Source organism: Novosphingobium sp. AAP83 (assembly GCF_001295795.1).
In the GTDB taxonomy this organism is placed as follows: Bacteria; Pseudomonadota; Alphaproteobacteria; order Sphingomonadales; family Sphingomonadaceae; genus Novosphingobium.
In genome coordinates, this window is record NZ_LJHY01000019.1 from 56,440 (window position 1) to 80,804 (window position 24,365).

The 24,365-nt window shown below is 59.1% G+C and carries 20 protein-coding genes; 8 read left to right on the forward strand and 12 right to left on the reverse strand.

The genetic code is table 11. The features are described 5' to 3' along the window. Nucleotides 1-31: 31 nt before the first annotated feature. Both IP81_RS10470 and IP81_RS10475 read right to left on the reverse strand, forming a co-directional pair. A complete protein-coding gene (locus IP81_RS10470; protein WP_054107945.1) occupies nucleotides 32-2,182 on the reverse strand; it encodes an FAD-dependent oxidoreductase in 2,151 nt (716 codons plus the stop codon). 33 nt (nucleotides 2,183-2,215) lie between these two features. Next, complete coding sequence (locus IP81_RS10475; protein WP_054107946.1) at nucleotides 2,216-3,319, reverse strand: FAD-dependent oxidoreductase; 1,104 nt, start codon at nucleotides 3,317-3,319, stop codon at nucleotides 2,216-2,218. Nucleotides 3,320-3,498: 179 nt separating this feature from the next. On the opposite strand from IP81_RS10475, the gene IP81_RS10480 reads away from it, so the two are divergent. From IP81_RS10480 to IP81_RS10510, 7 genes are all read left to right on the forward strand, one after another. Then, on the forward strand, nucleotides 3,499-4,209 hold the full coding sequence (locus tag IP81_RS10480; RefSeq protein WP_197274594.1) for a DUF1499 domain-containing protein: 711 nt from the start codon (nucleotides 3,499-3,501) through the stop codon (nucleotides 4,207-4,209). A 5-nt stretch (nucleotides 4,210-4,214) separates the two neighbouring features. Further along, the gene (locus IP81_RS10485) at nucleotides 4,215-4,460 is read left to right on the forward strand and encodes a hypothetical protein (RefSeq protein ID WP_054107948.1); all 246 of its coding nucleotides are present in this window, start codon (nucleotides 4,215-4,217) and stop codon (nucleotides 4,458-4,460) included. A gap of 28 nt (nucleotides 4,461-4,488) precedes the next feature. Then, entirely contained in the window at nucleotides 4,489-5,265 is a 777-nt protein-coding gene (ppk2, locus tag IP81_RS10490) for a polyphosphate kinase 2 (RefSeq protein WP_054107949.1), read from the forward strand. Nucleotides 5,266-5,448: 183 nt separating this feature from the next. Next, nucleotides 5,449-6,351: an SH3 domain-containing protein gene (locus tag IP81_RS10495; RefSeq protein ID WP_054107950.1), complete on the forward strand. Its 903-nt coding sequence runs from the start codon at nucleotides 5,449-5,451 to the stop codon at nucleotides 6,349-6,351. Nucleotides 6,352-6,444: 93 nt separating this feature from the next. Then, nucleotides 6,445-7,131, forward strand: a complete 687-nt coding sequence (locus tag IP81_RS10500; protein WP_082356095.1) for a response regulator transcription factor — start codon at nucleotides 6,445-6,447, stop codon at nucleotides 7,129-7,131. Next, nucleotides 7,128-8,495: a HAMP domain-containing sensor histidine kinase gene (locus IP81_RS10505; RefSeq protein ID WP_082356096.1), complete on the forward strand. Its 1,368-nt coding sequence runs from the start codon at nucleotides 7,128-7,130 to the stop codon at nucleotides 8,493-8,495. Before IP81_RS10500 ends, IP81_RS10505 begins: the two co-directional genes overlap by 4 nt. Further along, nucleotides 8,492-9,052 carry a hypothetical protein gene (locus IP81_RS10510; protein ID WP_054107953.1) on the forward strand — a complete coding sequence of 187 codons (561 nt, stop codon included), beginning with the start codon at nucleotides 8,492-8,494 and terminating at the stop codon, nucleotides 9,050-9,052. Before IP81_RS10505 ends, IP81_RS10510 begins: the two co-directional genes overlap by 4 nt. Here IP81_RS10510 and IP81_RS10515 read toward each other — a convergent pair. The 10 genes from IP81_RS10515 to IP81_RS10560 form a co-directional block, all read right to left on the reverse strand. Further along, nucleotides 9,049-11,853: a CHAT domain-containing protein gene (locus IP81_RS10515; protein ID WP_082356097.1), complete on the reverse strand. Its 2,805-nt coding sequence runs from the start codon at nucleotides 11,851-11,853 to the stop codon at nucleotides 9,049-9,051. The genes IP81_RS10510 and IP81_RS10515 overlap by 4 nt on opposite strands. A gap of 65 nt (nucleotides 11,854-11,918) precedes the next feature. Continuing rightward, nucleotides 11,919-12,254: a DUF2322 family protein gene (locus IP81_RS10520; protein ID WP_054107955.1), complete on the reverse strand. Its 336-nt coding sequence runs from the start codon at nucleotides 12,252-12,254 to the stop codon at nucleotides 11,919-11,921. Nucleotides 12,255-12,433: 179 nt separating this feature from the next. Then, nucleotides 12,434-13,306, reverse strand: coding sequence for a TorF family putative porin (locus IP81_RS10525; RefSeq protein ID WP_054107956.1), 873 nt, complete (start codon nucleotides 13,304-13,306; stop codon nucleotides 12,434-12,436). A gap of 183 nt (nucleotides 13,307-13,489) precedes the next feature. Continuing rightward, nucleotides 13,490-14,458, reverse strand: coding sequence for a DUF6733 family protein (locus tag IP81_RS10530; protein ID WP_157573169.1), 969 nt, complete (start codon nucleotides 14,456-14,458; stop codon nucleotides 13,490-13,492). A 191-nt stretch (nucleotides 14,459-14,649) separates the two neighbouring features. After that, entirely contained in the window at nucleotides 14,650-16,194 is a 1,545-nt protein-coding gene (locus IP81_RS10535) for a SulP family inorganic anion transporter (RefSeq protein ID WP_054107958.1), read from the reverse strand. After that, a complete protein-coding gene (locus IP81_RS10540; RefSeq protein ID WP_054107959.1) occupies nucleotides 16,191-16,898 on the reverse strand; it encodes a carbonic anhydrase in 708 nt (235 codons plus the stop codon). The genes IP81_RS10535 and IP81_RS10540 overlap by 4 nt, the downstream gene beginning before the upstream one ends. A 122-nt stretch (nucleotides 16,899-17,020) precedes the next feature. After that, complete coding sequence (locus IP81_RS10545; RefSeq protein WP_054107960.1) at nucleotides 17,021-18,331, reverse strand: ATP-binding protein; 1,311 nt, start codon at nucleotides 18,329-18,331, stop codon at nucleotides 17,021-17,023. Then, entirely contained in the window at nucleotides 18,328-19,050 is a 723-nt protein-coding gene (locus IP81_RS10550; RefSeq protein ID WP_054107969.1) for a response regulator transcription factor, read from the reverse strand. Before IP81_RS10550 ends, IP81_RS10545 begins: the two co-directional genes overlap by 4 nt. 209 nt (nucleotides 19,051-19,259) lie before the next feature. Further along, nucleotides 19,260-19,595, reverse strand: a complete 336-nt coding sequence (locus tag IP81_RS10555; RefSeq protein WP_054107961.1) for a DOPA 4,5-dioxygenase family protein — start codon at nucleotides 19,593-19,595, stop codon at nucleotides 19,260-19,262. Nucleotides 19,596-19,624: 29 nt separating this feature from the next. Further along, entirely contained in the window at nucleotides 19,625-21,295 is a 1,671-nt protein-coding gene (locus IP81_RS10560; RefSeq protein WP_054107962.1) for an MFS transporter, read from the reverse strand. Nucleotides 21,296-21,495: 200 nt separating this feature from the next. Between IP81_RS10560 and acs the strand changes: the two genes are divergently transcribed. Next, a complete protein-coding gene (gene acs / locus IP81_RS10565; RefSeq protein ID WP_054107963.1) occupies nucleotides 21,496-23,460 on the forward strand; it encodes an acetate--CoA ligase in 1,965 nt (654 codons plus the stop codon). The last annotated feature ends 905 nt before the right edge of the window (nucleotides 23,461-24,365 follow it).

Genomic DNA, 24,365 nt, shown 5'->3' on the forward strand with positions numbered 1-24,365 from the left:
ACGGAATGTTCGATATTCAAAGGGTTGGTGATTAACCGCGCCGCCATGTGTGGTAGCGTTCAACCAGCTTTAGCAAAGTTTGCGGGGCGTGCTTCTTCTTCCATTCGCCTGCGGCAAATTTGTTGGCCTCGGCCATCGTCGGATAAGTGTGAATCGTGCCGAGGATCTTGTTGAGGCCCAGCCCGTGCTTCATCGCCAGCACATATTCGGCCAGCAATTCGCCTGCATGTTCGCCAACGATGGTAACGCCAAGCACGCGGTCCTTGCCCGGCGCGGTCAGCACTTTGACAAAGCCTTGAGTCGCGCTTTCGGCGATCGCGCGGTCCAGATCATGCATGGGATAGACCGTCACATCATGGGCAATACCCTGCTCGCGCGCTTCACGTTCATTGATGCCCACGCGCGCCACTTCGGGATCGATAAAAGTGGTCCACGGGATCACGCGGTAATCAGCCTTGAATTTGCGGAACTGCCCGAACAGCGCGTTGACGCTGGCATACCATGCCTGATGCGCGGCGACGTGGGTAAGCTGGTACGGGCCTGCCACGTCCCCTGCGGCAAAGATGTTGGGATAGATTGTGGCGAGGTACTCATCGGTCACCACGGTGCGCTCGATTTCGATGCCAAGGTCTTCAAGGCCATAGCCGGTGAGGCGCGGCTTGCGTCCTACGGCCACGATCAAGGCATCAAAGGGAAGCTCGATATCCCCGCCCCCGCCGCGCAGGACAATACTGCGCTGGCCATCGCGCTGTTCGATGCGCAAGGCCTCGTGCCCGGTCAGCACGGTAACGCCTGAAGCTGTGAGAGCTGCGCGCGCCAGTTCTGAAACGTCGTCGTCCTCACGCGAGAGGATGCGCTCGCCCTGTTCCACTTGGGAAACTTGCGCGCCAAGGCGGGCAAAAGCTTGCGCCAATTCACAACCGATTGGTCCGCCACCTAGCACGACTATGCGGCGGGGAATCTCGTCCAGCCGGGCAAAATGCTCCCACAGCGTATCGCTGGTAAGGTAGCCGCTATCCGCCAAGCCGGGCAGCGCGGGGACCACCGGCTCTGCGCCTGCCGCAATCACGATGGCGCGGGCGGTCAGCCGCTCAACCGTACCGTCATTACAAGCGATCTCGACCGTCCACGGATCGATGATCTTGGCATAGCCTTTGACCACATCGACGCCGAGACCGGTGTAGCGCTCGACACTGTCATGCGGTTCAATCGCGGCGATCACGTCATGCACCCGCGCCATGACTTTGCGGAAGCTGAACTGCGGCGTTGATGGCTCAAACCCATAGGCATCGGCATGGCGCATGGCGTGGGCCACCTTGGCGCTTTTGATCAGAGCCTTGGATGGAACGCAGCCGTAATTGAGGCAATCGCCGCCCATCTTGCCTGCTTCAACCAGCGTCACCCGCGCTTTCACTGTTGCCGCGATCAGCGAGGACACAAGGCCCGCAGCGCCAGCGCCAATCACCACCATGTTGCGATCAAACCGGCGGGGCCGCTTCCATCGGGCATAAATGCGCCGCGCACGGATCAGTCCCATGATCCAGCGGGCGATCCACGGCAGCGCGGCAAGGGCGACAAATGATCCGATCAGGCCGGGCGAGGCAATATCGGACAGGCTCTCGATCCGGGCGAGCTGGGTTCCGGCGTTTACATAAACCACCGTACCCAACAGCATGCCGACCTGGCTGACCCAATAAAACGTCCGTGTGCGGATGGGCGTAAGGCCCATCAGCAGGTTCACCGCGAAGAACGGGAACACGGGCACCAGCCGCAGCGAGAACAGGTAGAACGCGCCATCGCGCGCAATGCCGTCGTTCACCGGCTTCAAACGCGCTCCGAACCGCGCCTGCACGCCATCGCGCAGCACATGGCGCGAGGCGAGGAATGCCAGGGTTGCGCCGATGCTTGATGCGAAAGAGACCAGCACAGTGCCAACAACCACGCCGAACAAAGCGCCCGCCGCCAGCGTCATGATCGCAGCCCCCGGCACCGAAAGCGCGGTGAGCGTGACATAGCCGATGAAGAACGCAGCGATGACCACCAGCGGCTGCGCCTTGGCGAAGGCATCCAACTGCTGTTGCTGTGCCTTCAGGCTATCCAGCGTCAGGTATTGGCCCAGATCGAGCAGAAACCACGCGGCCAGCGCAAGGGCGAACACGATGGCAATGACGGTGCGCTTCACTTGCGGTTTCTTTCGGTTTGCATTTGGGCCGTTCTAAACCTGATATTGTCGCACAAAACTCCGGTCGATCCAGTCCTTTAGCCGCCAGACCCAATGGCCGGCGGTTGCCAATGGCCCCCATGACAGGATGGCTTGGCGGCTATCATATGCCATCAGATAGAGCGTGCGGCGGCGCGGGGTGTAGGCTTGATCTCTATCGCCTGCAACGCTCGCCCGGATGTTGGCGGCAAGGATCGGCCCTGCTTTCACGGCATGAACGCCCGAGCGTGCGAGTTGGCGGTCTGTCCGTTCGATAACGTCACCTGCGGCCAGAATGCCGGGATGCGAGATACTGCGCAAATTCGCGCCAACCTGCACAAACCCTTTGGCCGTGCAGGCCAGTCCCGATTGTGCGAGCCATGCTTGTGCACGGCTGCCGGTTGCGGCCACTACGCAATCGGCGTGGAGGAATGTGTCGTTGGAAAGGATCACACCTTCGGCGGTTCCGGTGGCCTTGGCAAAGTGAAGCCCGATGCCGCACCGCGCCAAGGCTGCTTGCGCCAGCGCCCGCGTTTTAGCGGCATGGTCCGCCAGAAAGCCGGTTTGCGGGGTAACCAGCGAAACGGTGCCCCGGACACCGCGAAGGCGCAGCGCCGCTTCAACCCCGAAGGCCATCTCAACCCCTGCCGCACCGCCGCCGACCACGACAACATCCACCGTGCCGCGTTGCTGCGCCTCTTCGGCAAAGGCTGTCCATTTGCGAAGGAATGCGTCGACCGGCTTTACCGGCAACAGCCTTTCCCCCAGTGCCGCAAGGCTTACCACATTGGCCTCGCCGCCGGTCGCCAGCGAGAGCACATCGAAAGCCATCTGAACGCCGGTGGACAGTTCGATTTTGGCGGCGTCGGCGTCCAGCTTCACGATATCGCCGATCACCAGATGCGCGCCTGCCCACTGTGCCAAAGGTTCAAGATCGATCAACAGATCATCCGCGCGGTAATTGCCCGCCAGCCAGCCCGGCAGCATGCCGGAATAGGCAGTGTGCCGTGCAGAGGTGACCAACCAGCGTTCGGTCTGCGGCAGGGGGCGCTTGGCCCAATCTGCGAGCACAGAAAGGTGCGCGTGGCCGCCACCGCCAAGGATAATCCGTTCGGTCATCTGGCGATCCAATGGCACTTATCCGCCAGCGGTGCGAGTCTTGTCCATCTGGCACACCTGCAATGCAGGTTGACGCCTTCGCATAACCTGCCTGATGGTACTTGCATGGAAAACACGGGATTGAGGATTCGGCGATGATGGCAATATCCGGAAAAGCCCCCGCACTCAGGGGCGCACGCGTGGCGAAGTGGGCGAAGGGATTGATCATCGCCGCGCTGGCAGTGGCCGCCGTGGGACTGGTGCTGGCGCGCTATGACATTGTCGGCAAGATGATCGGCTTTGCGGCCTTCACGCTTGGCGGCCTTGTCGCGCTGATCGGTCTGATTTTCGGGCTCTTCGCGCTGTGGCGCGGATTGCACACGCCGCTCTCGGCCAAGAAGGGCCTGCTGGGCGCTATGGCGATTGCAGCGCTCTATACCGGTTTTCTGGCATCGCGTCCGATGACCGCAGGCGATGCACCATCCTTGCATGATCTGACCACGGACCTCACCGATCCTCCGAAGTTTGAAGTGCTGGCCTTGCGCCCGGACAATCTGGTGGGCGTGGACACAGTAGAGAACTGGCAAAAGATCCACGCACAAGCTTATGGCCAATTGCGCGCCATCACCATTGCCCAGCCCGTGCCGGTGATAACCGCAAAGGCCGAACGACTGGCCCGCGAGGCGGGATGGGAAATTGCAAAGAGCGATCCTGCACGCGGCCATCTTGAAGCTACGGCAAGCGTTTCATTCATCCGTTTCAAAGATGACATCGTCCTGCGCATACAGCCAACGGCGGACGGACGGGGATCGAAAGTTGACATGCGCTCAGTCAGCCGGGTTGGTGTCGGGGATCTGGGCGTCAATGCGCGGCGGATCAGCACTTTCCTCGAAGCACTGGCCAAGGACTGATTTAGATGACTGTTTCAATCACGATGGACGAGGCGCGCGAACGCTTTGCGCATTGCATTCAGGTTCTGGGCGGCGTGACTGCGGCTTCACGGCGGCTGGACATTGATGAGCGCGCGATCCGCCGCTTTGTCAGCGGTGAGCGCCCGTTGAACGCAGGCCTGCTGCAAGACACCGCCGCAGCGCTGCGCACGCTGATCGCCGCGGCCAGTGCCGCCGAGCAGGAAATCGCGGCAATATCTGATATTCAGTAAAAGCGCTGATTGGGATCAGGAGATTGGAATGAGCCGGTTGAAGCGCAAGGAATACGAAGCATCACTCGAACCGCTCCAGCGCGAACTGGTCGATCTTGCGCGTTGGATCGCAGCCACAGGCAAGCGCGTGGTGGTAGTGATGGAGGGGCGTGATAGTGCGGGCAAAGGCGGGGCGATCACGGCCATCCGCCAGCACCTCAATCCTCGACAGGTCCGCACCGTGGCCTTGGCCAAACCGACCGAGCGCGAGGCCGGGCAATGGTATTTCCAGCGCTATGTCGAACATCTGCCAACGGCGGGCGAAATGGTGCTGTTTGACCGCAGTTGGTACAACCGCGCAGGCGTTGAAAAGGTGATGGGCTATGCCACGCAGGAGCAGGTTGATGCTTTCCTGAAAGCGGTGCCGCGCTTTGAAGACATGCTGGTTGATGATGGCATTATCTTGCTGAAATACTGGCTATGCTGCGATCAGGAAAAGCAGGAAGAGCGCTTTGCCGAACGCCACGATGATCCGTTAAAGGGTTGGAAGCTTTCCCCCATCGATGTGAAAGCACGCGAGCAATACGATGCCTATACCAAGGCGCGCGAGGCCATGCTGGCGGCCACACATACTGCCGCTGCGCCATGGACCCTTGTGAATTTCAACGACCAGAAAGTTGGCCGCCTCACCCTGATCCGCAACCTGATTGACCGCATTCCCGACCATACTGTGGCTGAAGAGAAGGTGGAATTGCCGCCCTTGAAGGGCAAACCTTCGAACGAAAGCTTTGGTGTGGTGCAACCGCTGGAAGACTTTGCCGGTTAGCACGATCCCGCCTGCCCAATCTGCTTTCAACCGATGAGAACTGCAAAAAGTATCACTTGTTAAGCAAGATGACGGGATTTGTCACAGGAGTAACAGCACTGTTGTGTGTCGCAACCGGCACAACCGCACCATGATCGGAATGCACCGCCAAACATGGCGGGACGTTTTCGACGGGTGTCAGCCATGTACCGCAGAAACCAGTTCATCGCCACTTTCGCGCTGGCAACTGCCATGCTCGGCGGGATACCGACAGCAGCAACAGCGGCGGACAAAGAACCGCCTGTTACGCTTAACGAGTGTGACAAGAGCTATGGCTCGGTGGCTCTGGTGGATGGCGACACGCAAGGGTGGACCAAATATGGCCTCGGCTCTCCGCGTGAACTGATTGCGGCGTTGGCGGTAGAATCAGGCTGCTTCAGCATTCATTCGAACGCCAGCGGCACACCGGCTTCATTTTTGATGAACGTGATCGCAGGCGACAAAGAGGAAGTCGATAAGTCCATCGAGACAGCCAAAGGCGTGGCCATGGAAGGCCTTGTCCGTTCAGGCGCGGCCAGCGGTCTGTTGCGCGGCGTTCCGGGCGGCGGGGCGATGCTTGGCATGTTCGGCGGTTTTGGCGGCAAGAAAAAGGTCGTGGCTGCAGGCATCCGCCTTGTCAGTCCTGCCAACGGCCAAACCCTTGCGCAAGGCTCTGGCGAAGTGAAGAAGACCACGCTTTCGTTTGGCGGCAACGGCGGCACTATCGGCGCGGTAGCCAATGGCGCAGCAGGCGCGGCCTATGCCGGTAGCAAAGACGGTCAGATGCTGATCGAGGCCTTTATCAAAGCCTTCAACGCGATATCGGCACAAGGCCCCGCGCTGGCATCAATGGTACCAGCCGCAGCGCCCCTTGCCCCCGCAGCGGCGACCGCAACCACCGCCGTCGACACCGCGATGCGTGCTGGCCCGGACAAGAATTCTGCAAGCCTTCGCACCGTTCGGGCCGGGACCGCTCTCTCCCCCACCGGTCAGCGCCAAGGTCTGTTTATCGAGGTCCAGGACAGCTTCGGCACCAAGGGCTGGGTCTCGATAGAGGACATGCGTTGAAAACTGAACTGTTGCATGCAGGCCGTCCGGCGTGAAATACTCACGCCGGACGGTTTTGTTGTGTAAGCAACTGTCTGCCTGGGGGCAAATAGGTTGAGCGAGCTCAATATACTTTATGTAGAAGATGATCCGCGGGCTGCCGAGGCGGTGCGCACGCTTGTCGCAGCAGATGGTGAGCGGCTGGCGTGGGAGCAAACGGGCACAAGCGGTTTGCAGCGCGCCGGTGCCGAAGCGTTTGACGTGATCATCCTTGACCGGATGTTGCCCGATATTGACGGGCTGACCGTGGTCTCGCGGCTGCGCGCGGCAGGCGTCGATACGCCCGTGCTGATGCTTTCTGCGCTGGGCCGCAGCGAAAACCGGATCGAGGGGTTGCAGGCTGGCGTCGATGATTATCTGGCCAAGCCCTATGAGCCACAGGAATTGCTGGCGCGGGTAAAGGCGTTGCACCGCCGGTCATCGGGCAAAGTCCACGGCGCGGTGATCATCTATGGCGCGTTTGAATGCCATGTGAAGGCGCGCACCGGCTTTCGCAGCGGACGCCACATTGCGCTTTCACCGCGTGAATTCGCGCTGTTCCGCTATTTCATGGAAAACGCAGGCGAAACCGTCACCCGCGAAATGCTGCTGCGCGATGTATGGAACATGAACTTCGACCCGCAAACCAATGTGGTCGATGTGAACATCGGGCGGTTGCGGCGCAAACTGGAGGACGGCTTTGCCTGCCCTGCGCTGGAAACGATCTGGGGCGCAGGATACCGCCTGACGACCGGCGAATGATGGCGCGATCAAGCCGCAGATCTCCACCCCGCTCGCGCAGCCGCTCGATCTTTGGCCAATTGACGGCAGCATCAATCGTGATTGCGATCATCGCCGTAGCGGTGCTGTTTGCAGTGACGACGATCACCATTCAACGCCAGACCCGCGCCTCGCTTTCGGCGACGGTCGCCACCGATCTTGCTGGCCTGATCGATATCTATGCAACCGCTGGCCGCGCCGAATTGCTGCGCCGCGTGAACGACCGGCAAGAGGTGGTGAGCCTTGAAGGACGGCGATCCCGCTATCTTATCGCAGACGGTTCTGGCCGCCCCTTGTCCGGAGATATCCGCCGCTGGCCGCCACTCAATGCCGCGCTGTCCGAAGAAGGGTTTGTCACGCTGGCCGATGGCACAGACGTTTATGCGCAAAGCGCGAAACTTGCTCCCGATCTGCAATTGCTTGTGGCCCGCCAGTATGACCGCGATCAAGCCTCCTTGTTGGTGATTTCGGCAGTGTTTCTGGGCGTGGGCGCGGCCATCGTGGGCGCTGTGGCATTGGTGGCCTTGATCACCTCGCGCCATCTTGCCCGGCGGATGGATGCTGTGAATGTGGCACTGGGGGCCGCTGCGGATGGGCGCGCCAGCAGTTTCCCGGCGCGGTTGCGCGGGGGCGACGAGATTGACGAAATGGCCGGGCACGGCGCGCGCCTGCTCGCGCGGCAAGCGCAACTGGTGAAGGCCTACAAGCAGGTATCCGAGCACGTAGCCCACGAAATTCGCACGCCGCTGATGCATCTGGATAACCGGCTGGGCGCGGCGATGCAGGGTCGTCCCGAGCCACCGGGCGGACCGATCGGGCAATCGCGCGAGGATATTCGCGGGATCACCACGCTGCTGGACTCCCTGCTCGACATAGCCTCCGCCGAAAGCCGCCGTGGGGAACTGGCGGGCCTTGCCGAGATTGATTTGAGCGGCATCGTTGCCAGTTTGGCCGACCTTTATGAAGACAGTGCCGAAGATGCCGATCTGCTGCTGGAAACCAATATCACGCCGGGCGTAACGATGCTGGGCGAACGCATGCAGATCACCCGCCTGCTGTCCAACCTGCTGGATAACGCGATCAAATATGTGCCCGAGGGCGGGCATATCGGGCTGACGCTTGAACCCGGCCCCCGTATCGTGATCGAAGACAATGGCCCCGGCATTGCTCAGGACCAGCGCGAGCGTATTTTTGAACGCTTCGCCCGCGCGACGGCTCCGGGGGAAAAGCATGGGCATGGCCTCGGGCTTGCCCTGTCGCGCGCCATTGCCGAACGCCACGGCCTTATACTGAGGCTGGGCGATGTGCCGCGCGGCGCACAATTCATACTGGAGCCTGCCCCATGAAACGCGCCATCTTGATCCTTGCGTGCCTCGCCGCCAGCGGCTGTGCAGCGCGCGCGCCAGACATTCCGGTTGCCTATGATCCTTCGCAACCGGTTGTGGCAGTCGCGCAATTGCTGGCTGAGGCTGAGGCCGCGCAGAACGATCCCAAGCGGCTGGGCGTAGCGCTGGCAGCGTTAGACAGCATGGGTGCGCGCGCTGCGCCGGACACGGTTGACCCCGTACCGGTCTGGCGCAGCAAGGCCAGAATGCCGCGCACACAACCGTTCCGTGGGCGGGTGCTGGGGCCTGCCTATAAAGCGGGCATGATTGATCCGGGCAAATCGGTGCGTCTGCCGCAATTGTTCGATGGCGGGCGGGCAGCGCGGGTGGCAGTAGCGACGCCGGTTCTGACCGGGCTTGATTTCACGGTGCTGGATAGAGAGGCAAAGCCGGTCTGCCCTCCGGGCAAAGCGCGCAACCGCCAATGCACATGGACCCCGCTGTTCAGTGGTCGGTTCGAGATCGTGCTGAGCAATCCCTCCAGCAATGCCGCCGGGTATTATCTCGTAATCGATTAGTCTTCGATCAGGATGAACGGTGCCCAGATAGCTGGATGCGCGCTACCGCTGGTCTTGCGGTCGTGGATCAGGTTCAGCATGGCCGCTTGTAGCGCTTCGGGCTTGCTGCGGCCGCTGGCGGAACCTTTCACGCTCTGCACGGTAAGCTGCGCCGCAACATCATCGCGCACCGGCCAGTGTGACAGCAAAAAGCTGCGCGCGCCTGCCAGCCGGAACGCCCGCGCAAGGCCTGAATAGGTGGGGGCCGAGGCATTGAGCCCTGCCCCGCTGTTGCAGGCAGACAGGATCACCCAGTCGGCAGGGATGGTCATCTGCGCAATCTCGGTGGCGGTCAGCACGCCATCTTCGCCGCCGTTATCGTTGACAGCATGCGTAAGCACGAGGGCCGGTTCGCTAACCCCGTTGCGCTCACCGCTGGTCAGCCCGTGCGTGGCGAATGCGACGACGGAATAAGGCGTAAAATCCATCGCCTTGACCGCCTTCTCATTGGCTTCAGCGCCAGTTAGCACCCTGTTGCTCGCGCTGCCCAAGGCGCCGGACATCGCCAGAAGTTCGGCCCGCGCCTTGGGCAATTCGGGCAGATCACCGGCGGGCAGCAGCGGCGCGCCAATGCCTGCAAACTCTAATGCCTTACGCTCTTTCACCCCAGTGCGCGGTGCCGAGAAATCCGAAATGATCGACACGGCATGGTCGCGGACCAGCCATGCCTGATCGGCGAATTGGCCAGACGTTCGGGGCTTTTGACTCAACATCAGCGCAGGCGGAATGCTGGAAATCGGTCCGCTGGCCGGAAACAGCCATTCGGTTTTGCCGTCAATGTGCTGGCGCAAATCCTGCGGCAACACAGCCTGATACAGGGCAAAGGCGGCCTCGCTATCAAACGGTGCAGTGCCGGGGTCCGGCGCGCTGCGGGCAAAATCGATGCTGCGGCGGATGCGCGCCACAAGGCCCTCAATATCCCGATTGCTGCCCGCCCCCTCCCCCCAGAACACGCCTGTCGATGTGATCGCCAGAGTTGCCGTGCGATCATTCAGGCTCAACGGAATGATGACAGCTTGTGCGGCCGTGAGCCGCGCCTGAATCGCGGCCAGCGCGACGGGACTGGGACGGCCCAAGGCCGCATGCTTTGGAAACTGCTCGGTGATCTGCCGGTTCAGCGCGGCGATCTCGGCCAGTTGCAGCTTCAATTGTGTGCCTATGGCCAAGGGATCGCCGGTGCCGCTGCCTTCTGCTTTGGCGAGGTCAGTCTGCAAATTGCGTTGGGCCGAACGGGCCTTGCGCAACCGCTCGATCAGCACGCCAAGCCCTTTTTCCGCCCCCACGGCCCGCGCGTTCAACTCTGCATTCACCAGTGTGAGTTCCGACATCGAAGCCAATTGTGCCGCATGCACAGCCTCTTCCCGCTTGCCCGCCCGCAACGCGATATAGGCATAATCGCTGAACCCGCGCGTGGTGACTTGCGAGAGGAAGACCATGTCCGAACGCTTCGATGCCAGATCAAGCTGCCGCTCTTCCAGGATCTTTGCCGCCGCACTTGCCTCGGCGAACGCCTGCCCGGTGCGTCCGGCGCGATCAAGCATCCGCGCGTATTCAATGCGCGCGCCCAGCGTGGCGCGGTGAAGCGGTCCCAGTGCCACGCCCAATTTCGCCACCGTCGCCTCGGCCAGCGGCAAAGCTTCGGCGTTGCGTCCCGTCAAAGACAGCAGACGGGCCAAATGCCGCTCCGCTTGCGCGATGGATTCGTGATCAGGCTTCAAATGCGCCCGCAATTCCTCCAGCGCGGTTTGCTGCACGGCCAAGGCACCGGCAATGTCACCGCGCTTTTCCAGCACGACCCCCAAATTGACCCAGCTATTGCCGCGCAATTCGGGATTTGATCCCGTATCTCCTACCTGGTGAATGAAATCGGCCGCCTGTCGGAAAACCGTTTCGCTCTCTTCCAGTTTCCCTTGCAGTTCCAGCAGACGGGCCAACAGTGAAAGGGGATAGTAGACGTTGATGTTGGTATCGCCGTAAACCGCGCGCTCGACATCGATTTCGCGCCGGATGATGTCTTCGGCTTCGGCAAAGCGGCCAAGCTGCATCAACGCGCCGCCCGAACCATTAAGCGCCATGGCCACAACCGAGCTTTCACGCGGCAGGTTGGCATAGGCCAATGTGGCTGCCTGCCGCATGATTTCCCATGCGCCATCATCATCCAGATTATAACGGAAAATTCCGCAGGCCAGCATGCTGGATGCAACGCGTGAATCGGTTGGCGGCAGATGCTTTTGCGCACGATCCGATGAAATGCACATCAGGCGCTCTGCCTTGATGTAATCGCCTTTGGCGTATTCTATCATCGCAAGGCTATCGTATGGCAACGCCACGGCGGCGCTATCTTCACCACCGAAGGCACGGGCATGCTCCAAAGCTTTCGTGCCATAAGCCTTGGCATCATCCAGCCGGTTCAAATCGATCAGCAGCAGGGCCTGATAGGCCGCCAATTCGCCTTTGAATTGCGGCTCCAAAGCCCCGCCTTGCTCTGCCAGTTGCGCTTCTTTCCACCCTTCGGCGTAATGTTTGGCATGGTACAAAGCGATGGCCAGCCGCATATGGATTTCGGCGCGCTGGGCGGCTGAGGTACGGGGCTCGTTCAGCGCGGCTGGCGCAAATGCAGTCCATGCCGCCAGTTCCGCGTCCGGTTTGTTGCGCCGGTCCCTTGCCCGCATTTCGTCAAGGGTAGATGCCATCGCGGGTGCTACGCCCAGCAACACCCCGCATATAACCGATAGAACTTGACCGTACCGGGCGATCTGCATGTGCCATCCCTACACCAAACCTACCGCTTTTTAACAGCGTTTGTTGCTGGCAATAGTGATCCAGATCAATGGTCTGAGTGCTTGATCTTTATCTGCAACACTGGCCCGCCTGCTGCGATCTCCAGCAAACGGTCAACATTCGGGTGAGCGCCGGGGCGGTTACGTGCATCTATTGTGTGTTCGGCAAAAACCAGCAAGCCGTGTTCGGCTGCCTGCGCATCCAGTGCCCCGAACACTTGCTGCAAATATTGGTACACCGCAACCGACCCTTGCTTGCCCGGTTGGTTTTCAATGCTGGCCACAACCTCGCCATTCCCGTCGCAAAGATCGATGCGTTTGATGCCATCAATCGGAGGCAATTGTTGAAGGTTATCTTTGAACGAGGGGCCTGCTTCAATCATGCTCTGTCGTATCCTGTGCCAGTTATGTCGCCGTACGGCATCTGCTGGCGGGGATTATCAGCGCTGCATAAGCCTGCCCATATAAATTCACGTTTGCGCGGCTGATGAGGAAGGAACCACGAAAAAACCCTCCCTTCCCGAAGGAAGAGAGGGCTTTCGAAGCTAATTCTGACGCTGGATCAGAATGCCGCGGTCAACGACACAACAACCGTAGCGGCTGCGATCGAACCGGTGCCATCCTGGCCGCGCGTGAAGCTTGGCGAAAGATAGGCCGATTCGGCATCCGAGATGTCGGTGTCGATGTAAGCAACGCCAAGCGTCAGCGGCGTACCGCCAATCGCATAGTCCGCACCGATAAGCCAATCAGCATATTCGCCGGTGGGAGATACCGAGGTAGCGAACGGGCCAAGGCCGGTGTTACCCTTCGAATAGCCAAGGTGAGCCTTCAAGGTCAGGCCGGTATCAGGAATCGCGCTCGAAACGTCACCCCAGACATAGAGGTTCGAGTTCTTGTCGCCTTCGCGGGTGTAAGTACCAGCAGCAGCAGCCTGGCCAGCGGTGAGGCCGAAGCGGTTTTCATCGTACCAGCTACCCAGTGCTTCCTGCTTGGGCGCAAAAGCAACGCCAGCGGTCAAAGCAACAGGGCCTGCTGTGCCCGAAACCTTCAGATATGCTTCGATGAAGTCGGTGTTATCGAAGCCCTTGGGGTACATGTACCAGGTTGCGCCAACATCGACCGTGGCATCGCCAACAGTGGCCTTATAGCCTGCGATCAGATCGAGTTCCATGTTGGCGCCGCCGAAGGTGCCCCAACCCGAAAGGTTCGAAGCCCAAGTGCCGAGATAAGCGCCGCTTTCATGCGAAACGGTGATGCCACCTTGAATGGCCATGTTGCGGTCCGACTGTGATACACCGCGAAAACGGTAATCGGACACAAGCGCAGTGTTGCCCGATACGGTGACCGGGCTTGCAGCTTCTTCCTGTGCGAACGCTGGAGTCACAGCGGTGGCAATGGCGATAGCAGCAACGGCTGCGGCCAAACGAATCTTCATACGGAACGCTCCCTGTAAGGATTATCACGTTCCACCTGCGTCTGCTGCGCAGGAACTCTCAAAGGGACCCTGTCGCAACAGAGCCCTCGAAATATCACTGTTTGTTTCTATATTGCAAGAAACTTTTTCTGAAAGATTGCGGGACTATGTCCTCAGCACAGCCCCGCATTCCTTATCGCCTGCTTAGAAGCTCATGCCAACACTCATCTTGTAAAAGTCGCCGCTGTCCCCGTCACCAATCGACGAGCCGCCGGTGAACCGAGCGAACATGCCCTTTGGCAAAACAAACTGAACGTAACCACCCAACCATTCATAGGTCTTGCCGGTATCGCCGCCTGCATAGGTGTTGCGGGTATTGTACAGCAGTTCATAGTGCGGACCAAATGAAACATTGCTGGTCGCCTTGTAGCCAGCGTTGAGCCAAGTATGCGCAAAATCAAGCGATGCGTTTCCATTGCGCTGACGCAATGCGGCATAGTAGCCGCCATAGTATTCCGCTTCAAACTTGTCGTCGCTATAGTTGATCGTCAAGCTCGGCACGATACCGTCAAGGAAGCGGGCACCTGTGGTTGCGCCATCGACCCGCTCACCGCCTGAGAGCAGCGAGCCATTGGTGAAACCGAGTTGTGGCTTAACCTTCAGCTTGCCATCGGCAAGATTGAAGTTCACGCCAACGCCGAATTCGGTCCAAAGGTCATCACCGGTATTGCCTTGACCCAGGCCGAATGCAGGCTTGGTCCAAAAGATACCATAAAAGCTGAAATCCATCGTTTCATTGATCGGGATAAGACCGTTGAACGATGGCGCAAAGCCAAAGAAGCTGTCTTGATTCAAAGCAACGGTGTAGCTTGATTCCCGAGCCGAGGAACCACCACCAGCACCGTCTTGTGCCATCGAATATGTGTTAGCAGCCGCAACATTCTGGGCCGTCACAGGACTTACCGAATAACCTGAGCCGAAATCACCCGAAGAAAACGAGGGTGCCACCTCATCCGAGGCCACTTCACTGACAACGCCAACGTCTGCCGAAGCATCATCTGCACTTGCAAAAGCAGGCGTAGTAAAAGCGGCGAAAGCTACAACTGGCATTGCAGCATTTAAGATATTGAACTTCATTCGGAACGCTCCCTGTTTAAAGGTTCTACGTTCCACCTGCGCCTACCGCGTTGCCAATCTTACAATCGCTAGCAATCACGATAGGCGCATTGTTTAACACTTCAACATTTCTAGAAGTATTCTAATTCGTAAAAAAGAATTACTGAATCTTAGAAACTTTCAATTACATTTTGGCAATGTTTTGCAAAAGTAGGTCATCCCCAACCAAGCTTGGGGACTACCAAAACTTAGGCAGGCTGAGCGAAGTAACTGATTACCCGGTCTTGCCCGACAACCTTCACATCATCTCCGCGCAACCGCCTGCGCGCCACCCACTCGCTCAACATTTCCGCTGTTGTGTGATCGATGGCGTGAACGCTAGCCAAGTCCAACTGCACATTGCGGCCCTGCGGCAATTGGTCGAGAGCATTCGTCAACCGTGTGAGCCCCAAGAACGTCGCTGCACCCTCAAGCTTTAAGCTAACAGCATCGCCAACTGAATGTTCGGTTACGCGGAACTTAAGGTTTCGCACAAGGGGCAAAAGTTCAACAACCGACAGCGCCAGGCCAACTAATACACCTGTCAGCAAATCCGTTGTCACGACGAGCAAGAATGTAGCGGTCCAGATCAGCGCGGGCAGCAGCCCATAGACATGGAACAAGTGGCGCACCTGCTTCAGGCTGACCAGTTTCCAGCCGGTCACCACCAGCACGCCGCCCAATGCCGCCATCGGCACTTCACGCAGGACAAATGGCAGCATGGCCACGAAACCGAGAATCCAGACACCATGCAGCACGGCGGACAACCGCGTCATAGCCCCTGCTTGCACGTTGGCTGATGATCGCACGATCACACCCGTCATCGGCAGGGCATTGAACACGCCGCACAGCAAATTGCCTACGCCTTGGGCGCGCAATTCCTTGTTGTAGTCCGTCCGCACGCCATCGTGCATCCGGTCAACCGCCGCTGCCGAAAGCAATGTTTCAGCGCTGGCGATAAAGGCAATCGCGATGGCTGAAAGGATCAGCGAAGAATTGCCAAGGATGGAAAACGCACCTGCTTCGGGCAAGGCAAAAGCCGCAGCAATGGATTCTGGCACGGTAATGCGCGCAACCTCTAGCCCAAACCCCGAAGCGACAAGCGTGGCTGCCAGAACGCCCAACAGCGCTCCCGGCAGGAGTCCCAGCCGCGCGGGCTTGAACTTTTCCCATGCGATCATTGTACCAATGGTGAGCAAGCCCAGCATCAAGGCAAATTCGGTGGATTGAAGATTGAACGGCGTCAGCCCGAGCAACCGCGCCGGCATCATCGCGAGATTTTCCGGCCCGCTCGACAGTGGCTTTTCGTCAAACAGGATATGGAACTGCCCGATCACGATCAACGCGCCAATACCCGCGAGCATCCCATGAACCACAGCAGGCGATATCGCACGAAACGCGCCGCCCAGCTTCGCCACACCGGCGATCACCTGGATTGCACCGGCGAGCACCAGAACCGGCCCCAAGGCCGACAACCCGTTATCGCGGACAAATTCGAACACGATCACCGCAAGGCCAGCCGCAGGGCCGCTCACCTGAAGTGGCGATCCTGCCAGCAGTCCAACCACGATTCCGCCGATAATGCCTGTCACCAGACCCTTTTCAGGCGGCACACCAGAAGCAATCGCAATACCCATGCACAATGGCATGGCCACAAGAAACACGACGATCGATGCGGTAAAGTCACGAGCGAAAAAGCGGAAGGGACCTGTCCCCCCCGCTTGATCGCGCACCGCTGTAGTGGCCGAGCTCATTCGGCTGCAACAGCGCATGGTGTTGCGGCAACAGGCTCATTGGCCACGCGCGTGTAGGCAGCCAGCGCAACCGGCAAATCGCGATCTTCGCGCATCGGCATAAATTGTCCGGTATCGCCATCAAGGCCGAGAACCACGCCAGCAGAAATATCGACGAACCAGCCGTGCAGGGCCATTTCGCCACGGGCAATGGCAGCGGCAACCGAAGGGTGCGTCCGCAAATGATCAATCTGCGCCATAATGTTCTGCAAGCTGATAGCCCGCACGCGCTCATCGCCATGAAGATGGGGAGCGCAGCTTGAAATCACGTGTTCAGCCGCTGCACCATGGCGTAACCATGCCACGACATTCGGCATGCCTTCAGGGGCTTCGGGCGCAGCCAAGGCTTTCATCGCGCCGCAATCGGAATGACCGCATACGATGATGTCACGCACACCAAGCGCCACAACAGCATATTCAACGGTCGATGAAACGCCGCCATTCATCGTTGCATAAGAAGGCACCATATTGCCTGCATTGCGGCAGACGAACAATTCACCTGGCTCTGCCTGCATGATCTGTTCGGGCACGATACGCGAATCGGCGCAGGAGATCATCAGGGCCTTGGGTGACTGGCCTTCTGTGGAAAGCTTGCCGAACAGCTCGCGGCTATCGGGGAATACCGTTTTTTCGAAGCTAAAAACGCGGCCAAGAAGCTCGTTCATGTTAGTCTCCCTTTTCCATAACGGATAGGTTGACCGCGGCGAGTTTGCCGCGATTACCTACATAATTATGTCAGGGCCTTTGCTTGAATCAGACCGCTTTGTAACGAAACATTGCTAGCCCCTCAGCCGATCGCACAAGGAAGCCGAACAATAACGCACAATCCGCCTTGCACCCGGTTTCGCAACTGCATCGTACCGTTATCCAGCGCAATGGCCCTTTGAACGATCGGCAAGCCCAGCCCCATACCAGGCGTATCGCGGCCTCTTGCGGTGTCCAGCCGGACAAACGGCTGAAGCACGTCCTCCATCCGGTCGGGAGGAATGCCCGGCCCGTCATCCTCAAAAGTAATCTCGGCAAAATCGCCATCACGGCGCACCGTTACGCGTACATTTCCGGCATAGTGCAGCGCGTTTTCTATCAGGTTCGACAAAGCCCGCCGCAACGAGACCGGTCTCGCCATAATCTCAAGGCTTTCAAGACCGTCAAATATCGCATCGCGTCCATTATCAGCGGCTGTATCGACCAGCGTCTGCGTCATCACTGCCAAGTCTATCCGCTCCGCCCGCAAGCGCGAACCACCTGTTTCAACAAAAGCTTGCAGCGATTCCAGCATATGCCGCATTTCGCCAAGGTCCGCGGTCATTTCCTTGACCATTTCGCTATCCAGCCCGGTGCGTTCCAGCCGCAACTGCATGCGGGCGAGCGGCGTGCGAAGATCGTGGCCAATCGCCAGCATCGACTGCATGCGGTCTGTCATCGACTGATGAATGCGCTGCTGCATCTGGTTGAAGGCCGCGATCAATTCGCGCACCTCGCCCGTGCCCTGCTCGGCGATGGGTTCAGGCGATCCCGAACCCACGGTGCGCGATGCCCGCACCAGTGTTCTGAGTGGTGTCAGCGTAGCGCGGAACAAGGCCCATGCCAGAATCACCAAAACCAGCGTCGGCAAAAGCAGTGTCATAATGCGCCCGGCGTTCAATGCCCAGGCTGCGCTGGCATAAGTCTGGAACTTCAGGATGCTGCGATCAGGCAGCAGCACGGAACCCTCGATCGAGCCCAATGTACCCACCGATTTCAGGTGCAATTGCAAATCGGCGCGATCAAGCTCGGTCGCCACATCCAAAATCTGTTCACGCATTCCGGCCAGTGCCACCGACCCGACCGGACGCGGCCCCTTGGCATGCCATTCCAGAGAAAAACGGTTGGTGCTTAAATCCCGCGCCACGCGCGCACGGTTTGTGGTGTTGGTGTCTTCTATAATCCGGCTGGCGATCACTAGATGTTCTGCCACACGAGATGCATCATCCTCGCGCAGGGCAAACCGGCTCGCACGGTCAAACAACAGCGTGTTGGCAGCAAAATCCACTCCTGCGACCAACAGCAGGATCGCAAGCAGCCGCTCTGGCAGTCCGAAGCGGCGCGACAGCTTCAAGCGCGCTCCACTTCCGCCCTGAACATGTAGCCAACGCCGCGCACCGTCACGATTGGCGCAGGTCCACCGGCTGCCGAAAGCTTGCGGCGCAAGCGGCTGACCAAAACATCAACACTGCGATCAGAGCTATCGCCCAAGCGTGTACGCGACAATTCGATCAGGCGTTCACGCCCGAGTACGCGCTGCGGCTGTCCGATAAAGGTTGCCAGCAGATCAAATTCCGCTCCGGTCAGATCGACCATCGCGCCGCTGGGTGAATGCAATTCACGGCGCGCCATCGATACAACCCAGCCATCAAACCGGATATCCCCGCTACGTCCGCCGGTTTCGCCCGAGGAATCGCTGCCCATCGTCGTGCCCCGACGCAACACCGCGCCAATGCGGGCCACCAGTTCGCGGGTGCTGAACGGCTTGGCCAAATAATCGTCTGCCCCCAGTTCCAGCCCGAGCACGCGATCTTCTTCGCTGCCACGTGCAGAAACAAAGATGATCGGCACATCGCTTTGCCGCCGCAAACGGCGGAACAGTTCGAGTCCGCTGGTGCCCGGTAACATGATATCAAGCACGACCAGATCCGCAGGTTCGCCTTCCAGCGCAACCCACATTTCCGCGCCAGTGGCCGCCGTGCGCACAACATAGCCGTTCTCGCGCAGCGCGCGGGCGGTCAGTGTCCGCAACGGACCATCATCTTCCACCAATACGATCGAGGGTGACTGCATAAAATCCCGGTCAAGTTGCGGCATCTATACGCACGATAAGTCGCCACGCACAGACTGCCAAGGACGAGTTCAAACACTATTCGAAGAAGTCGGGGGCGCAGATTATTATCCGGATCCCCCAAACAGCTTCCTTTCCCCTAGCTGAACACGACCTTTTTCCAATGGCGGGCGCGCACGCAACAAAACATTGCTGCACTGCAAAAACATCATCAATCTGTTCCAAATTGGGAGGTATCCAGCTTTTTACTTGGACCAAACCACATCACATGCGCGGTGTGATCCAGCAAATCATGGCCGCTGTTACCGTGAGCAAATACCGTAAAAACCCCACGATTGCGCATGATCCAAGCAATCGCTTCGGCAATCTTGCTAGCAGGAACCGTCATCTGGCAAGATCCGCGCGGATGGGGGCCCACTGGCGCTGTGTGCACCCGGCCCATCGGCACCCCCAGCGCTTCACGCATGGCCACACACAAGGCGCGTGCTTCATCCCCCTGTTCCGCATCGAAATAGACGTGCGCGTGGTAATCAGCAAAGCCTTGCACGGCGCACACCCCATCGCATCGTAGGCGTTCTAATCATCGATCTTGTTCTTGTATGTCTCGGGCAAGAAAAACAGCCCGAACACGCACGTGGCTGCGGCTACTACAACCGGATACCAAAAGCCGTAGTAAATATCGCCATTGGCCGCCACCATCGCAAAGCCGATGGCCGGAAGCAGCCCGCCCAGCCAGCCATTACCAATATGATAGGGTAAGCTCATTGATGTGTACCGGATGCGGCTCGGGAACAATTCCACCAGCATCGCAGCGATCGGCCCATAAACCATCGTCACCAGTAGCACGAGATAGAACAGGATCGCGACGACCAGCGGCTTGTTGATCGCATCCGGATCGGCATTGGCCGGATAGCCTACTACCGCAAGCGCATCGCCAACTTCGCGCGTGAACGCATCGATGGCGGCCTTCCTGTCACTGTCGGTCAATACTGCCGGGTCGGGCGCAGTAACAGTCGTCTCGCCAATCGCAATGGCTGCAATCGCACCCGCAGGGGCAGCGACATTCTCATAATTCACCGCTGCTTTGGCGAGAGCATTCTTCACAATATCGCAACTGGTTGTGTCAAACGTGTTGCCGCCAACCGGATCAAACTGCGATGAGCACTCCGCCGCGTTCGCCGTAACTTTGACCGGCGCTGTCGCCAAAGCCCGCGCCAATGCCGGATTGGCTGCCCCGGTCAGCATGTGGAATGCCGGAAACATCGTCAGCGCAGCCAGCGCACACCCTGTCAGAATAATCTTCTTCCGGCCGATCTTGTCAGACAGCCAGCCGAAAAACAGGAAAAACGGTGTGGCGCAGGCCAGAGCCATAATGATCAGTGTATTGGCGTTAAGGCCATCAACCTTGAGCATTTTCTCAAGAAAATACATCGCGTAAAGCTGACCGGTATACCAAACCACAGCTTGTCCGGCGATGGCTCCGAAAAAAGCGACCAGCACGATCTTCAGGTTTTTCCAGTCGCCAAAGGCTTCGGTCAGCGGGCGCTTGGATGACGTGCCTTCGTCCTTCATTTTCTGGAACACCGGCGATTCATGCAACTTCAAGCGCAACCATAGCCCGATAACCAGAAACAGGCCTGAAAGCAGATAGGGAATACGCCAACCCCAGTCCCTGAACGCTTCCTCGCCCACACCTGTCACCGGCGAGCGCACGAGGATCACGATCAACAGTGCCATGGCAAGGCCGGCGGTAGCGGTAATCTGGATCCAGCTAGTATAGAGCCCGCGCTTCCCTTCGGGTGCATGCTCAGCCACATACGTCGCCGCCCCGCCATATTCGCCGCCCAAAGCCAGCCCCTGAAACATGCGCAAGATTACCAGCATGATCGGCGCAGCAACCCCCACCGTTTCGTATGTTGGCAGACAGCCGACCAGAAACGTCGACAAACCCATAACCAGCAGCGTCACGATAAACGTGAAGCGCCGCCCCACCATATCGCCGATCCTGCCAAACACCAATGCACCAAACGGGCGAACGATGAACCCTGCGGCAAACACCAACAGCGCCATGATGAACGCGGTTGTGGGGTTCAGACCAGTCAGAAACTTGGCCGCGATGATCGCGGTCAAAAGGCCATAGAGGTAAAAATCATACCATTCGAACACCGTGCCCAGTGACGAGGCCGTGATAATCATCTTTTCATTGCCAGCCGCCTTTGAGGGGTTGGCTGTTGTGGTGCCCGTCATGCGTCTCTCCCGCGCTTCCAAGTCAGGCTAGTGCAATTCGTCCGCCCACAGAAGCAGCAAGCAAGCGTCATACCCCGAAGTTTTGTTGCATGTAATCGGCTGTTTTCACCACAACATGCTGCCACTATACCGCTTCACAACCCTTGACCCGAACTCTGCAAACTTGGACATGGGTGACAGTGTTTCTGGGAGAGCGTGACGTGAGCGATGCAGTTTATCCGGTTCCAGTTGAGTGGTCAGAAAATGCGCTGGTCGACGAGGCAGGATACTTTGCGATGTATCGCCAGTCGGTTGAGGATCCGGAGGCGTTCTGGGCGGAGCACGGGAACCGCCTCGACTGGATCAAACCTTTCACCAAGGTCAAGAACACCTCGTTCCATGAGGCGGACTTCGGCATCCGCTGGTTTGAAGACGGCACGCTGAACCTTTCGGCCAATTGCCTTGACCGCCATCTGGCGACGCGCGGCGATGGCATCGCAATCCTGTGGGAGCCAGACGGCCTTGGCGAGGCCCACCGCGAGATCACTTATCGCCAGTTGCACGAAGACGTCTGCCGCTTTGCCAATCTGCTGAAATCGCGCGGGGTAAAGCGCGGTGAACGGGTGACGATCTATCTGCCGATGGTGCCAGAGGCCGCGGTGGCGATGCTCGCCTGCACCCGCATCGGCGCGATCCATTCGATCGTGTTTGCAGGATTCAGCCCCGATGCGTTGGCGGGCCGGATCAGCGATTGCGACAGCCGCGTGGTACTCACCTCGGACGAAGGACTGCGCGGGGGCCGCAAGGTGCCGCTCAAAGCCAACCTGGACGAGGCGCTGAAGCATTGCCCCAGCGTCGATACCGTGATCATGCTGCGCCGCACGGGTGCCGAGGTCGGCTTGGTCGAAGGGCGCGATCTGGATTGGGTGAGCGCTGCCGCACAGCAATCTGCCGAATGCCCGCCCGAAGAAATGGGCGCGGAAGACCCGCTGTTCATCCTCTATACCTCGGGTTCCACCGGCAAGCCCAAGGGCGTGCTGCACACCACCGGCGGCTATGCGGTGTGGGCATCAATGACGCACGAATATGTGTTCGATTATCGTCCCCATGCTGATGGTACCAACCAGATTTACTGGTGCGCGGCAGATATCGGCTGGGTGACCGGCCATTCCTATGTCGTCTATGGTCCGCTGATGAACGGCGCGACGACGGTGATGTTCGAAGGCGTGCCCAATTTTCCCGATGCCAGCCGCTTCTGGCAAGTGGTCGACAAGTTCAAGGTCGAGATCTTCTATGGCGCCCCAACCGCCTTGCGCGCGCTGATGCGCGAAGGCGATGCATGGGTGAAAAAGACAAGCCGCGCCTCGCTGCGCCTGCTCGGATCAGTGGGCGAACCGATCAATCCCGAGGCTTGGGAGTGGTATCACAAGGTCGTGGGCGATAGCCGCTGCCCGATTGTCGATACATGGTGGCAAACCGAAACCGGCGCGGCGATGATCACGCCCCTGCCCGGCGCAACCCCGCTCAAACCCGGCTCGGCAAGCCGCCCGTTCTTCGGCGTGCAGCCCGCGCTGCTCGATACCGAGGGCAACCGGCTGGAAGGCGCAACTGATGGCTGCCTGGTCATCACAGATAGCTGGCCCGGTCAGATGCGCACCGTATGGGGCGATCATGACCGCTTTTTCCAGACCTATTTCAGCACCTTCAAGGGCCACTACTTCACCGGCGATGGCTGCCGCCGCGACGAAGACGGCTACTACTGGATCACCGGGCGCATCGATGACGTGATCAACGTGTCAGGCCACCGCATGGGCACTGCCGAGATCGAATCTGCGCTGGTCGCACACCAGAAAGTCGCCGAGGCCGCCGTCGTCGGCATGCCGCATGACATCAAGGGTCAGGGCATCTACGCCTTTGTCACCTGCAACGTCGAAGTCGAACCCGACGAGGCCTTGCGCAAGGAACTGATCGCCTGGGTACGCCGCGAAATCGGCCCGATCGCCACGCCCGATGTAATCCAGTTCGCCCCCGGCCTGCCCAAGACCCGCTCGGGCAAGATCATGCGCCGCATCCTGCGCAAGATCGGCGAAAACGACGTCTCTAACCTCGGCGATACATCGACGCTCGCCGACCCCGGCGTGGTTGACAACCTGCTGGCGAACAGGCCGCAAATGACATTGGCTTGAACATACGGTCGGTTTGAGAATACGGAGGGTAAGCAAGTCCTGTCCCGCGTCCGGACGTAAAGTTCGGGCGCGTTTGTCGTTCCTTGTTGAAACGCTCCAAGGACAGGTCGGGAGCGAAATCTTTTGAGGCTTCAACAAACCAGCGCCCGATCACATTCCAGACAACACATTCCGGTTCGCTCGCTGCTATCGTTCACAATCATCTCGTCAATGCTTGGCATTGTGTAAGCTCAAAGTCCCCTGCCCGCCGCACGGTCCACAGCACCGGCTCCGGCAAGGGAGCATCGCAATGGCATCGCCCGGATGATGGACGATCCAGGCTTTGTCCTTCCCCGGATATGACTGCCTCAGTTCCGCACGGCTGCACTAGACCAATCGCCAGCCCCAAACCTTTGAATGCCTGAGTTTTAACCCGCCTGCATCGCGCGACTTCTACGGCAATTGTGGCACCCATGCCCTTTCGCGCGCGCCATCCTTGCCTGAATCCGGCATGACAAAGGCCGGCAGGCTGGATGATCAGGCGATCTATCGCGGATCAAAATCCGATACTCAACTCGTTGATGCGCAAAGCTTTTGCCACATCGATCCGTCGACAAAAAGCTACACACGCCGGCCGGAACCAGCGCTTGAAACAGTAAACTCAAGCTTTGTGATTTACACCCGGCACGGCGCGATTTTCTCGCACCCTCTCCCAAGGCCGTGCCGGGCGACTTTTGGTTCAACGGACATACCGACAACGCCCCTGATTGTCACAGCAAATATGACATGAAAGGATTAAACGCATCCTTTTGGCAATAGTGTGACCCAAAGGGCGCAAGATTACTGGATGCCATCTGGGTTTTCTGGCAAGGAGACCGCACGCCTGACGAAAACACGATCCGGCATTTCCGCAACCGTCTGACCGA